General features: G+C 59.9%; 11 protein-coding genes. 8 read left to right on the top strand and 3 right to left on the bottom strand.

What is annotated here, in order from left to right; genetic code table 11:
- Positions 1–139: 139 nt before the first annotated feature.
- Positions 140–2,401: a transglycosylase domain-containing protein gene (locus HW554_RS06455; protein ID WP_176907883.1), complete on the bottom strand. Its 2,262-nt coding sequence runs from the start codon at positions 2,399–2,401 to the stop codon at positions 140–142.
- A 220-nt stretch (positions 2,402–2,621) separates the two neighbouring features.
- The gene (gene porW / locus HW554_RS06450; protein ID WP_176907763.1) at positions 2,622–5,822 is read right to left on the bottom strand and encodes a type IX secretion system periplasmic lipoprotein PorW/SprE; all 3,201 of its coding nucleotides are present in this window, start codon (positions 5,820–5,822) and stop codon (positions 2,622–2,624) included.
- Positions 5,823–6,031: 209 nt separating this feature from the next.
- On the opposite strand from porW, the gene HW554_RS06445 reads away from it, so the two are divergent.
- From HW554_RS06445 to atpG, 8 genes are all read left to right on the top strand, one after another.
- Positions 6,032–6,271, top strand: a complete 240-nt coding sequence (locus tag HW554_RS06445; RefSeq protein WP_176907762.1) for an AtpZ/AtpI family protein — start codon at positions 6,032–6,034, stop codon at positions 6,269–6,271.
- A 207-nt stretch (positions 6,272–6,478) separates the two neighbouring features.
- Positions 6,479–6,886: a hypothetical protein gene (locus HW554_RS06440; protein WP_176907761.1), complete on the top strand. Its 408-nt coding sequence runs from the start codon at positions 6,479–6,481 to the stop codon at positions 6,884–6,886.
- 33 nt (positions 6,887–6,919) lie between these two features.
- The gene (gene atpB, locus HW554_RS06435) at positions 6,920–7,972 is read left to right on the top strand and encodes a F0F1 ATP synthase subunit A (protein WP_176907760.1); all 1,053 of its coding nucleotides are present in this window, start codon (positions 6,920–6,922) and stop codon (positions 7,970–7,972) included.
- A gap of 61 nt (positions 7,973–8,033) precedes the next feature.
- Positions 8,034–8,294 (top strand): ATP synthase F0 subunit C, encoded by a 261-nt coding sequence (gene atpE, locus HW554_RS06430; protein WP_088465749.1) that lies wholly within the window; start codon positions 8,034–8,036, stop codon positions 8,292–8,294.
- A 148-nt stretch (positions 8,295–8,442) separates the two neighbouring features.
- A complete protein-coding gene (locus tag HW554_RS06425) occupies positions 8,443–8,937 on the top strand; it encodes a F0F1 ATP synthase subunit B (RefSeq protein ID WP_176899494.1) in 495 nt (164 codons plus the stop codon).
- A gap of 87 nt (positions 8,938–9,024) precedes the next feature.
- Positions 9,025–9,585: an ATP synthase F1 subunit delta gene (gene atpH, locus HW554_RS06420; protein WP_176907759.1), complete on the top strand. Its 561-nt coding sequence runs from the start codon at positions 9,025–9,027 to the stop codon at positions 9,583–9,585.
- A gap of 6 nt (positions 9,586–9,591) precedes the next feature.
- Complete coding sequence (atpA, locus tag HW554_RS06415) at positions 9,592–11,172, top strand: F0F1 ATP synthase subunit alpha (protein ID WP_176899497.1); 1,581 nt, start codon at positions 9,592–9,594, stop codon at positions 11,170–11,172.
- A gap of 148 nt (positions 11,173–11,320) precedes the next feature.
- Positions 11,321–12,211, top strand: a complete 891-nt coding sequence (gene atpG, locus HW554_RS06410; RefSeq protein WP_176907758.1) for an ATP synthase F1 subunit gamma — start codon at positions 11,321–11,323, stop codon at positions 12,209–12,211.
- A gap of 77 nt (positions 12,212–12,288) precedes the next feature.
- Here atpG and HW554_RS06405 read toward each other — a convergent pair whose 3' ends face one another.
- A complete protein-coding gene (locus HW554_RS06405) occupies positions 12,289–13,017 on the bottom strand; it encodes an HAD family hydrolase (RefSeq protein WP_176907757.1) in 729 nt (242 codons plus the stop codon).
- Between the last annotated feature and the right edge of the window lie 144 nt (positions 13,018–13,161).

Here is a 13,161-nt window from a genome sequence, read left to right as displayed (position 1 = left end):
AGATACGGCGAGGAAGAAAACGGTGGCTTGGTTTACGGAGTTGAGCCAAAGGATCAACAAAAAATGTGGCCGGGATGTCCCGGCCACATTCCATAAAAATCAAGTCAATCAGCTGAAAATTCAGCAAAAACCTATGATGTTAAATATCCTCGCCGCGTAGGTCTTCCATCTTTACTTGGTTGAGTTTTTCATCACTCGGGATGGTGTCGCGCTGGCCGCCGGGGCCGCCGTAGTAGCGCGAGCAGTCGGTTTCGATGGTGAGGTTGGCGGGCTTAGGGAAGGCACCGGTGTTGATGTCGAGGCTCTTGTCGGCGTATACCTTCTTCATGAACAGGCCGTAAATGGGCAGGGCCATGCGCGAGCCCTGGCCGTAAAAGCCGTTGCGGAAGTGGATGCTCCGGTCTTCGCCGCCCACCCACATGCCGCACACCAGGTCGGGCGTGAGTCCCATAAACCAGCCGTCGGAGTAGTTGTTGGTGGTGCCGGTTTTGCCGCCCATCTCATATGGAAACTTAAAACCGGTTTTGAGGATAATGCTGGTGCCGCCGCGCTCCTCGGTAGCGCCCCGTAGCATGTAGGTCATCAGGTAAGCCGTTTCCTCGCTCAGCGCCTCGCGGGTCTGAGGAACGAATTCGCGCAGCACGTTGCCGTTCTTGTCTTCGATGCGTGTCACCATCACCGGCGAAGTCCAGATGCCCTTGTTGACGAACGTGCTGTAGGCGCCCACCATCTCGTACACGCTCACATCAGACGAGCCAAAGCCCACGGCCGGCACCGCCTCAATGGGCGAGGTAATACCCAGCCGCTTAGCGTAGCTGACCACCGTTTCGGGGCCCAGCTTCTGCACCACCCAAGCCGTAATCGAGTTCATGGAGCGCGCCATGGCCTCCCGCAGCGTAAAAGTGCGGCCCGAGTACGAGCCCTCGAAGTTGCGGGGCGTATAGGAGGCCCGGCCGGCAACGGCCGGGAACGTAACGGCTACGTCGGGCCGCTGGTAGCAGGGCGAGTAGCCTTGGTCGATGGCGGCCACATACACGAACGGCTTGAACGTGGAGCCCGGCTGGCGCTTGCCCTGGCGCACGTGGTCGTACTTGATGTACTTGTAGTTGACGCCGCCCACCCAGGCCTTGATGCGGCCATTGAGTGGATTGATGGCGATAAAGCCCGCTCGCATCAGCCGCTTGTAGTAGGCCAGCGAATCCATCGGCGACATCGTCACCTCTTTCTCGTTGTTGGGGCTATTCCAGCTGAAGACCTTCATCGGGTACTTCTTATTCAGATAATACTTAACCGAATCGGGCTGGTTGGGGAAGCGGCCCTGCAGGGAGCGGTAGCGGCCGGTGCGCTTGATGGAAGTAGCCAGGAAGCCCGGAATCACCCGGCCGCTTTCGTCGCGCCAGGGCTGCTGGCCCTTCCACTGCTGGTCGAACCATTTCTGCTGCAGCTTCATGTGTTCGGCCACCGCCGACTCGGCGTACTTCTGCATCCGCGAGTCGATGGTGGTGTAGATTTTCAGGCCATCGGAGTAGAGGTCGTGGTCGGTTTCCTTGGCCCACTGGCGCAGCTCCTTGCTCACTTCCACCCGGAAATAGGGGGCAATGCCCTCGTTCTGGTTTTCTACCTGGTAGTCGAGCTTCATGGGCTGCAGCGTGTCAGCCCGCAGCTGTTGGTCGTCAACGTAGCCGTATTTGCTCATCTGGCGCAGTACCCAGTTGCGGCGGGCGCGCGAGCGGTCGGGGTTAAACTTGGGGCTGAAGCGGGTAGGCGCATTAAGTACGCCCACCAGCGTGGCCGCTTCAGCGCGGGTCAGTTTCATAGGCTGCTTGCCGAAAAACGTTTTAGCCGCCGTATTAATACCGAATGCATTGGAGCCGTAATCGTTGGTATTTAGGTACATACGCAGGATTTCGCGCTTAGTGTAGCTGCGCTCCAGCCGGATGGCCAAAATCCATTCCTTGGTCTTGGTGATGAGCATGCGCAGGCCCGGTACATCGCTAAGCACCCCGTCGTTGAGGTCGCCGCGGGTGCGGAACAGCACCTTGGCCAGCTGCTGGGTGAGCGTAGAACCGCCGCCGCCGCTGCCGCCGCTCAGCAAACCCGCCGCCACCCGTCCCGTAGCCTTGGCATCAATGCCCGAATGCTCCTCGAAGCGGGCGTCCTCGGTGGCAATCAGGGCATCCACTAGGTGCTGGGGCAGGTCTTCGTACTCGGCGGGCGTGCGGTTTTCGCGGAAATACTTTCCCATCAGCACATTGTCGGCCGAATAGATTTCGGAGGCCAACTCACTGCGCGGGTTCTCCAGCGACTTCAGGTTGGGCATGCGCCCGAACAGGTTCAGGAAGTTTGCACTAACCGCCCACACATAGAACACCAGTCCAATCAGTCCGAGCCCGAATAGCATCCAAAACGAGCGGGCCCATCCGGTATAGCGCCCGGGACGGTTGGGTTTAGGACGGGAAGCAGTAGTCTTTTTGGTGGCAGAGGCCATTTCAGGGAGTTAAAAACTGAAAATCAAGAGTGGGAAATTGCGCTCGGAAAGGCCAACGCGCGGCGAGAGTACTCGCATGAGTCGGGCCAGAACAGCGAATTTTAGCTTTTCACCCTTAAATTTTAATTCAAGATCAACGGTAGTTCTGGTCGTAGAAGCGCTGGTATTCGGCGGGTTTTCCTTCCTGCAGCAACACCGGTAGGTTATCCATACCCACAACCAGGGTTTGGTAACCCGCCCCGCGCAGCTTGCTCAGCGGCGACTGTGGTCCGCGCAGCTTGAGGGCGTAGCTCTGGGCCAGCTTGGCGTTATCCAGTCCTTCAATAATAACGGCTTCTTCAGTGGCGTTCAGGGCCTGGCGGCGTACCTGCAGGCTGCTCGATTTGTAGAAGCGGCTGTTGTAAGCCGTCAGCTGGGCGGCCATGTCGGTTAGCTGGGGAGCATCTTTGGCCAGTACAATGACCACCGAGTGTCCGGCCGCTAAATCGACTTTGTAGGGCGAAACGGGAGCCGCAGGTGCCGGGGGCGGCGTAGCAGCAGGCGGGGCTACGGGAGAAGGAACGGGGCTGGTAGCTGGTGCAGTGGCCGGTGCAGTGGCAGGCACTACGGGCGCTGGTTCTGCGGGAGCAGTCGGCTCGGCTGTCTTCTTGGGTGCGGCTGGTGCTTTTCGGCCCCGGGCGCGGGCCTGGGCCGCGGCCCGACGGGCGGCAAGGGCTTCCTCGGCCGGCGTAAGGGGAGTAGGAGGGACCGGCTCGGCCGGAACCGGCGTTTCGGTTGGCGCCGCGGGTGGCGTCGGGGCCGGCTGTGTGGGCTGATTAGCCGAAGCCGGAGTGGTAGCGCCAGCCGGGACTCCTTTACTGCTGCCATTGAGCGTAGGCGCCGGAGTTACGGGCGCCGGCAGTAATACCTGCGGGCTGGGCTCGGGACGGAAGCGCCGCACCGAGCGAGGCTCAATCTCGCCGGGCCGGAACTCCGACTTGCCGGGCTCGGTGGTGCTGGCCATGGCGCCGGCAATCTGGCCCTGGTCGTATTTCTGGTAGGTTTCGAGCAGCGTCGAGGCCTTGGCAGCCAGTGGGCTTTGGGGGTAGTCCTTGTAGAACTTCTCTACCGCAGCCCTAGCGGTGGGCGGAGGCTGGGTGCGCACACTCACTAACGCCCCCAGATAGGCTACCTGGTCGTTGAGGTCGGTTTCAGGATATTCCTTCTTGGCCTGATCCAGCGTAGTGCCGGCCTTCTTAAAGTCCTGCCGCTTGTATGCCGCGAAGGCCGAATCGACCAGCACCGCCACTTTGGCGTTGGCCACCGAGGTACGCCGCAGATAGTCGGGGTCGGCTACCAGCCGGGCGTACGACGAGTTGGGGTACGCCTGCCGCAGCCGGGCCGCGTACTGCTCGGCCTGGGTGGCGTCGGACTCCTTTTTTATCAGGTACAGAATGTACAGCGTTTCGGGCGTGTGCGGGCCCTGCGGATAGCGCCGCAACTGGGTTTCGTAGGTTTCTACGGCCTTTTCGGGCTCGCGCAGCTGTTGGTTGTAGATGCTGCCGAGCTGGTAGAGAGCCTCTTGAGTCTGGTTGTCGGAAGCAGTCAGCTGTGCGGGTGTCAGCGGCACGTTCTGGCGGTACTGGCTCACCAGGTCGCGCAGTTGGGCTTGTGGGTCGGCGGCGGGCTCGGTAGGGCTGCCCGGATTCAGCCCGGTGCCATTTACAGCGGTGCTGCTGTTGCCAGCAATGCTCACGGGCACGCTGCCGCCCTGTGGCGTTACGGGCGAGCTGCTGGCCTGCGTTACGGTGCGCCAGTTGTCCTGCAGCGGCCGGTCGCCCCAGCGCCTGATAAAGTCGCCGCGGGCCGTACTCAGAGCCGTTGGATTATCGAAATACCATTTGCCCCCGGTATTGCTCGCCAGAAAATCTTCGGAGTTGATGCCCGGCTGCAGGTCGCGGCCAGGAGCCAGGCCCACGGCGGTTTGCTGCTGGGCCTGCTGGCGCTCCAGCTCTTTGGCCTGGCGGGCGGCCAGCAGGTCGGCCTGGCGCTGGCGTTCGGCCAACTCGGCCTCGGCGTAGGTCGTCAGGCGGGTCGTCAGCTCGTCGGGGCCGAGGCGGGCCAGCGCCTGCAGGCTGTCCTGGGTTTCTACAATAGTCAGCTGCGTGGCGAAATCCTGCAGAATCCCGGCTCGTTCGGCCACCGCTTCGTAGGCGGGGTTTGCCTTGGGCATGGCCTGCACCGTGCTGTCGTAGTAGGCTGCGGCCAGCCGGTAGCGCTGCAGGTTTTCGTAGTAGATGCGGCCCTGCAGCAAGTGGGTGTAGGCCTTCTGAGCCGGACTCCCCTTGGGTACGCGCACCGACTTTTCGAGTAGCGTCAGGGCCGCCGGGAAGCGCTGCTGCCGGTATTCAAACCGGCCCATCTCGTAGTAGATTTTATCGGTGTACTCCTTGTTGTTGGGGTCTTTAAGCAGCTTGGCGAAGTACTTTTCCAGCCGGGCCCGGTCATTCAGGTTCAGGTCCGATACCTGCCCGAGCATCAGCTTGCTGTAGAAATCCAGCTCATAGGGCGGGTTTTTCTTCAGAATCTGGTTGAGCTCGGCGTACGCTTTCTTATCGTCGCCTTGGGCCTGGTAGAGCTGGGCCAGCACGTAGCGAGTGCGCGACTGCTCGTTTTTCTCCTCAATATAAGGAATGGCTTTTTCGAGGTTTTCGATGGCCAGCAGCGGCTCATTTACGCGCTGGTAGTACTCGGCGCGGGTCAGGAACAGGGCCCGGGCATTGCGCTCGGTACCGGCTTCCTTATCGAGGATGTTCGACACGGCGGCCACGTTATCCAGCTCATTCAGGGCCAGAAAAGTGCGCATAAGCCAGACCAGCGCCTCGTGGCGGGCGTTGAGGTCTTTGCCGGTGCTGTTAACATACTTAAACGTCTTGGCCGCGTCCTCGAACTCGCCTTTATAGTAGCGGGCCTGGCCGATGAGCAGGTAGGAGTCGTCGGTCCAGTCGGAGCCGGGGCGGTACTGCACCGGTATAGAGGCCTTCTTGATGATGTCGTCCATATCGGCCGTCAGGCGCGTGGCCGTGGGCTGATCAATCACTGGAAACAGCGGCAATACGCGGTTGTAGTCGTTTACGCGCTCCGTATTAAGCTTGGCCTCCACCTCCCGCATCTTCTCGCGGGCCAGGAAGTAGGCGTTGTCGCGGGCCACCACGTTGTCGTAGGTGCGGCCCACCAGCGAGCGGCGGTCGGAGCCGGCACAGCCAGCCAGCAGCGTGGCCAGCAGCCCGGTAGCCGCCAGTGCTGCCAAGGGGCGGGAAAGAGCAGCGCGAAGGGTCGTCGGGGTCGTCGTCAAGGCGGCAGAGAGGCTCGGGGCAGAAAAGAAGGACGGACGGAAAACGCCCGCCACCCACCGATTCGTTCGGGGGCTTGGTTTTTTCCTGCAACGTCGCAACCTGGGTAAAAGTACGGCTTTCTGCCCGGACGTTGCCAGCAGGAGCCCCAGGGCGTTGCTAACGTGTTAAGCCCTAATTTTGTCGCCCCATCCTAGTTGTCCCACCGGTTATGGCCAGTCCTATCAAGCCCAACAACCCTGATAACGGTTCCGACCGCCTGCGCACTGTGGCCCGCTACTCGGGTATCGGAATGCAGATGGCGGCCACTATCGGTCTGAGCACCTGGGCCGGCTACTGGCTCGACAAGCATTACCAGACCAAAACGCCTTGGTTTACACTGGGCCTGATGCTGCTGGGCCTGTTCGCGGCGCTGTACAACGTAATCCGGGCCGTGAGCAAAGGCGAATAGGTTTTTGAGCCGTTAGCTTATGAAGCTATTTAGGAAGTGCCAGCAATCAGTTAGGACGTCAGATGAAGCATGACGTTCTTTTGACTTTCTAAACAGCTTCTATAGCTGTTGGCCGTTAGCTTTTATGATGACTCGCCTTCTATATCAATAGAACAAAAGAACGCTATCAGCTAATAGCTGTCAGCTAACGGCTCAAAAGCCTCTCGCATGAAACCCTTCCTCAAAACCTACTTACTGTTCTGCCTGATCGTGGGCTTTGTACTGTATGCGCTTTATAGCCAGTTCGGGCCGCGTGTCATCCATCCGTTCACGGTCTACACGTTTGCCTTCTTCGCAGTGCTCACGCTGGTGCTCTACCGGATGATGGAGCGACTGCTACGGGCCGATGCCGACAACTTTATAGTAGCCTACTTCGGGGCCATGGTGGCCCGGCTGCTTTTGTCGCTTACACTGGTGCTGGTGTACCTTTTACGGGGTGGCGGGCAGGAGGGAAATGCCCGTTGGGCCTTCCTCGGGAGCTTCTTCGTACTCTATTTTCTCTTCGCCGGGTTTGAAGTATGGGCCGTTCTGAGTAACTTGCGCCCGTTTTCAAAACGGGGCGAAATCACGAAATGAAGATTTTGTGAGTAAATCCCTAAGCCACTCTGAATGAAGCGCTTACTTTTTGCCCTCCTCTGCCTCCTTTCGCTGACGGCCCATGCCAGCGAGCCGGTCGCTACCACGGCCGACGCAACGGAGTCCGAAAACTTCAACCCGGGCGAGATGATTCTGCACCACATCGGCGATTCGCACGAGTGGCACTGGTTCTCGATGGGCGAAACCCATGTGACCACCTACCTCCCCGTTATCGCCTACCGGGCGGGCAGCGGTCTGTCGGTGTTTTCGTCGCATGAGCTGGCCGAGGGCAAGGTACACGAGGGCCTGAAGCTCGAGCACGAGCACCTGGTTTCGACCGACGGCGCCAAGGTGTACGACTTCTCCATCACCAAGAACGTAGCTACGCTGATGATTGCGTCGGCGCTGATGCTGATTGTGTTCATAACCGTAGCCCGCGGCTATGCCAAGCGCGGCACCGCAGCCCCCCGCGGGATTCAGTCGTTCTTCGAGCCCCTCATCATCTTCATTCGCGATGAGGTAGCCAAGAAGTCTATCGGCCCGAAGTACGAGCGGTATATGCCGTACCTGCTCACCGTGTTCTTCTTCATCTGGTTTAGCAACCTGCTGGGCCTGCTGCCCGGCGGCGCCAACCTCACCGGCAACATTGCCGTGACCCTGACGCTGGCCGTCATTACGCTGCTCATCACCCTGTTCAGCTCCAACAAAAACTACTGGGCCCACATTTTCGCCACGCCCGGGGTGCCCAAGGCTCTGTTGCCCATCATGATTCCGGTCGAGCTCATCGGCATCGTGGTGAAGCCCTTCTCGCTGATGGTGCGACTGTTTGCCAACATCACGGCCGGTCACATTGTAACCCTGAGCTTTATCTCGCTCATCTTCATCTTCCGCAACATTGGTATTGCCCCCGTGTCGTTGGCTTTCGGTCTGTTCATCTTCTTCCTTGAGCTGCTGGTTGCCATTCTGCAGGCCTATATCTTTACGCTGCTAACCGCCATGTACATCGGTGGTGCCGTAGAAGACCACCACGATGCTGACTACCAGATGGGTGGCGGCGATGGTGCCATGCCGGCAAAGGCTCACTAAGTTCGCCTTCTGTTTTTTTCGCTGAATTTTTTCCGTTTTTCACTTCCCCAAATTCTTTTTTATGCTTCTTTCTCTGTTGTTGCAGGCCATTGCTAACTCTACTGGTCTGGCTGTATTCGGTGCCGCTATCGGTGCTGGTCTGGTTGCTCTGGGTGCCGGTCTGGGCATTGGTCGTATCGGTGGTCAGGCTATGGAAGCCATCGGCCGTCAGCCAGAAGCGTCGGGCAAAATCCAGACGGCTATGCTGATCGTTGCCGCTCTGATTGAAGGTCTGGCTCTGTTCGCCGTAGTAGTCTGCTTGCTGATTTCCTTCAAGCTCTAAGGAAAGAAGTAATACCAGAGCAGCCCGCTGCGCTAGGGCGCTTTAGCGCATAGCGTAGCGGGCTGTTTTGGCTTTTCCGAAGTCCGGGCCCGCAGTGGCCCTTCTGCCGGATTCCAGAGTCCTAAGTACTCCTTACTGATTACTTCCCATGAATATAGTAACGCCCGACCTCGGCCTGATCTTCTGGCAGGTGGTGATCTTCCTCATCGTAGTGCTCCTGTTGCGCGCGTATGCCTGGAAGCCCATCCTCAGCTCCCTCAAGGAGCGCGAAAGCTCCATCGAGGGCGCCCTGCGCATGGCCGACCAGGCCAAGCTCGAAATGCAGCAACTGCAGGCCGGCAACGAAAAGCTGTTGGCGGAAGCCCGCATGGAGCGCGACCGGATTCTGAAGGAAGCCACCACCATGTCGAACCAGTTCATCGAGCAGGCCAAAACCAAGGCCACCGAAGAAGGTGCCCGCATGATTGAGCAGGCTCGTGAAGCCATCCGCAACGAGAAAAATGCTGCGCTGGCCGAGGTGAAAAACACCGCCGCTCAGCTCTCCATCGACATTGCCGAGCGCATCCTGCGCCGCGAGCTGACCGATCAGCCCGCCCAGCAACAGCTCGTCGATTCGTACCTGAAAGAAGTAAAGCTTAACTAAGCTGTTAGCCATTAGCTGTTAGCTGTTAGCTCTTTTTGAGAGCGGCAAGGCTAACAGCTAATGGCTAACAGCTATCAGCTAAAAATAATGTCTGAACTACGAGTTGCTTCCCGTTACGCCAAGTCGCTGATTGATTTGGCCCTGGAGCGGGGTGAGCTGGAGCAGGTGAAGCAGGACATGGACCTGTTCAGCAAGACGCTGAGCGAGAACCGCGACCTGCGCATGCTGTTGCGCAACCCCATTGTGAAGCACGATAAGAAGCTGGCGATTCTGCAGGCTATTTTCGGCGGCAAGGTTACGACCATGACGGAGAAGTTCTTCACGCTCGTAACCAAGCACAACCGCGAAGACTCGCTCGTTTTCATCGGCGACGAGTTTCTCAAGCAGTACAACCTGAAAAAGGGTGTGCAAGTGGCCCAGGTAACCACGGCCACGCCGCTCGACCCCGCCCTGCGCGAGTCGCTCAGCCAGCTCGTGCGCGAGCAGGCCGGCATGCCCGGGGTTACGCTCCAGGAAAAAATTGACCCAGCGCTGATTGGGGGCTTCGTGCTCCGCATCGGCGACCGGCTCATCGATGACTCGGTGAGCTACCGGTTGCGCAAGCTGCGCACCGAATTCTCGAAGAATCCCTACCAACCCCAACTATAACCCACCATGGCAGACGTACGTCCGGATGAAGTATCCGCCATTCTGCGGGAGCAACTCTCCAACTTCAAAACCGAAGCCGAACTCGAAGAGGTGGGCACGGTGCTGCAGGTTGGCGACGGTGTAGCCCGCATCTACGGCTTGGGCAACGCCCAGTCGGGGGAATTGCTCGAATTTGAAAACGGCCTGCAGGCCCTGGTGCTGAACCTGGAAGAGGACAACGTTGGAGCCGTAATGCTCGGCGACTACTCCGAAATCCGGGAAGGTGCCACGGTGCGCCGCACCAATAAAATTGCCTCCATTAAAGTGGGCGAGGGCATCGTGGGCCGCGTGGTAAACACGCTGGGCCAGCCCATCGACGGTCGTGGCCCCATCCAGGGCGAGACTTTCGAGATGCCCCTGGAGCGCAAGGCGCCCGGCGTAATTTACCGCCAGCCGGTAACCGAGCCCATGCAGACCGGCATCAAGTCGATTGACGCGATGATTCCGATTGGCCGTGGCCAGCGCGAGCTGATCATCGGCGACCGGCAGACGGGTAAGTCGGCCGTGGCTATTGACACCATCCTCAACCAGCGCGAGTTCTTCGAGCGCGGCGAGCCTGTTTTCTGCATCTACGTAGCCGTAGGCCAGAAGGCCTCGACCGTAGCTCAGGTAGTGCAGTCGCTCACTAAGGGCGGCGCGATGGACTACACCGTGGTGGTATCCGCTTCGGCTTCCGACCCGGCGCCGCTGCAGTTCTACGCGCCCTTCACGGGTGCCGCCATTGGCGAGTACTTCCGCGACACGGGCCGTCCGGCCCTGGTGGTGTACGACGACTTGTCGAAGCAGGCTGTGGCGTACCGCGAGGTGTCGCTGTTGCTGCGTCGTCCTCCAGGACGTGAGGCGTATCCCGGCGACGTATTCTACCTGCACAGCCGCTTGTTGGAGCGGGCCGCTAAAATCAACGCCTCGGACACTATTGCCCAGGCGATGAACGACCTGCCTGAAAGCATCAAGCACTTGGTGAAAGGCGGCGGTTCGTTGACGGCTCTGCCCATCATTGAAACCCAGGCCGGTGACGTTTCGGCGTACATCCCGACCAACGTAATTTCGATTACGGATGGCCAGATCTTCCTCGAAACCAACCTGTTCAACTCCGGTGTGCGTCCCGCTATCAACGTGGGTATCTCTGTGAGCCGCGTGGGTGGTAACGCCCAGATCAAGTCGATGAAGAAGGTGGCCGGTACGCTGAAGCTCGATCAGGCCCAGTTCCGCGAGCTGGAAGCCTTCGCCAAGTTCGGCTCCGACCTCGATGCCTCGACCCGCCTCACCATTGAGCGCGGCCGTCGTAACCTCGAAATCCTGAAGCAGCCCCAGTTCTCGCCCCAGCGGGTAGAGGACCAAGTGGCCATCATTTATGCCGCCACCAACGGCCTGCTCGACAAAGTGCCCGTGAACAAGGTGCGCGAGTTCGAGAAGGAGTTCACCCAGACCATGCAGACCCGCCATGCTCCCGAGCTGGCGGCCCTGAAGGCCGGCAAGCTCGATGACACCATCATCGGGGCCATCCGCCAGGTAACCAAAGACCTGTCGGCTCAGTACGCCGCTTAATTTAAGCTGTTAGCCAGTAGCTGTTAGCTGTCAGCTTCCGATCAGGAGGCGCCGCTAACAGCTACTGGTGAATGCTTCTTGCCGCCCAAAATAAGCAGGGTAGCAGGTGAGCTAACAGCTAACAGCTAATAGCTAACAGCTCAAAGTAATGGCTAACCTAAAAGAAGTCCGCAACCGCATTACGTCGGTGCAGAGCACGCAGCAGATCACCAAAGCCATGAAAATGGTGGCGGCGGCCAAGCTGCGGCGCGCCCAGGACAACATTCTGCGCATGCGGCCCTACGCCCAGCGGCTCAACGGCATTCTGGGTAACCTCACGGCTTTGGCCGGAGAGGAGCTCCAGAGCGAGTACGCCGCCGTGCGCGACGTGCGCCGCGTGCTGATCATCGCCATCACCTCCGACCGGGGTCTGGCGGGCGCGTTCAACAGCAATGTGTTCAAGGCCACGAATGCGCTGGTAAACAGCCGCTACGCCGAGCAGGCCGCCTCGCGCAGCCTGACGGTGATGGCCATTGGCAAGAAGGCGCACGAGTACTTCGGGAAGCGTGGGCCGTTGCTGGGCGACTACCAGCACGTGTTCGGGCAGCTCTCGTTCGACACCGTACGCCAGGCTGCCGAGCAGGCCATGGACGGTTTCCGCAGCGGCGAGTACGACGAGGTAGTGATGGTGTACAACGAGTTCCGCAACGTGGCCACGCAGGTGGTGCGGGTGGAGCAGCTGTTGCCCTTGGTACCCTCCGAGCAGCCCGTGACTGAAACGGCGACCAGCAACGTGGACTACATTTTCTCGCCTTCGCAGCAGGAGATTATGCAGACTCTGATTCCGCAGTCGCTCAAGATTCAGCTCTACAAGGCGGTGCTGGAAAGCAACGCCTCGGAGCACGGTGCCCGGATGACGGCCATGGACAAAGCCACCGACAACGCCGGTGAGCTGCTCAAGGAGCTCAAGCTGACCTATAACCGCACCCGCCAGGCGGCCATCACCACCGAGATTCTCGAAATCGTAGGTGGCGCTGAAGCGTTGGCCGCGAGTCGGTAGTACCCTTTCAGCTATTAGTTGACAACCTTCGTTTAACGGCCCGCTTCCGCAAGGAGGCGGGCCGTTTTGCGTGTGTTTCACCCCCGCATGTACTGCCGTTTCGCCAGCTGCTTGCTGGGCTTGGGCGCTTCGGGGTGCTGCTTCAGCAGCGCCAGTACCTGCTGGGGCGTGAGGTGGGTGAAATCGGGGATGACGGTGAGCGGGGCCTGGAAGTCGGCGGCGTTGAGGGTGGTGCTGACGCCTATGCAGCGCATACCGGCCCGGTAGGCTGCCTGCTCGCCCAGCAAGGCATCTTCGAACACCACGCACCGGGCGGGCTCGATGCCCAGCTTGTGGGCTGTGGTGGTGTAGGTATCGGGGTGGGGCTTGCCTTTGCTTACGTCGTCTTTGCCCACTACCATATCGAAGTAGCGGCGCAGGTCGAGGTGGTCGAGGATGTAGCTGATGGTTTCGGTGCCCGAGCCGGTGCCCAGCGCGATACGGAAGCCGGCCGCGCGGGCCGCCTGCAGGAACTCGCGCAGGCCGGGCAGCGCCTGCCGCTTGTGCCAGTACAGCACCCGGTAGAGTAGCTCGCGCTGGGCGGCAAACTCGGCCAGCTGCTTCTTTGGAACGGGCTTGGTGAACACGTGCTGCAGGATTTCGCCGGCCGGCATGCCGTTCAGCCGGCGCAACAAACGGCGGGCGTTGGTGGTCAGGCCCAGGTCGCGGAACAGCAGCTGAAAAGCCCGCGCCTGGGCGGCGGTGTTGTCGATGATGACGCCATCCATGTCGAAGATGAGGGCGTAGGGGAGAGGGGCGGCAGGCATAGTGGGCGCTGAATGCGTGAACGGGGAAAAGGGTAGGCGCAACGCCGGCAAGTGGGCGGGCGCGTAACGCGGGGGTAACCGTAATAAGTAGTGCTGCATAAGTAAACATGTGGTGTGGCTGGGTGTATCTTTGGGCTATGTTGT

Origin of the sequence: Hymenobacter lapidiphilus (genome assembly GCF_013377885.1) — a bacterium.
Lineage (GTDB): Bacteria > Bacteroidota > Bacteroidia > Cytophagales > Hymenobacteraceae > Hymenobacter > Hymenobacter lapidiphilus.
Note: the sequence above shows the minus strand (reverse complement) of the source record. Positions and strands in the feature narration are given on the sequence as shown.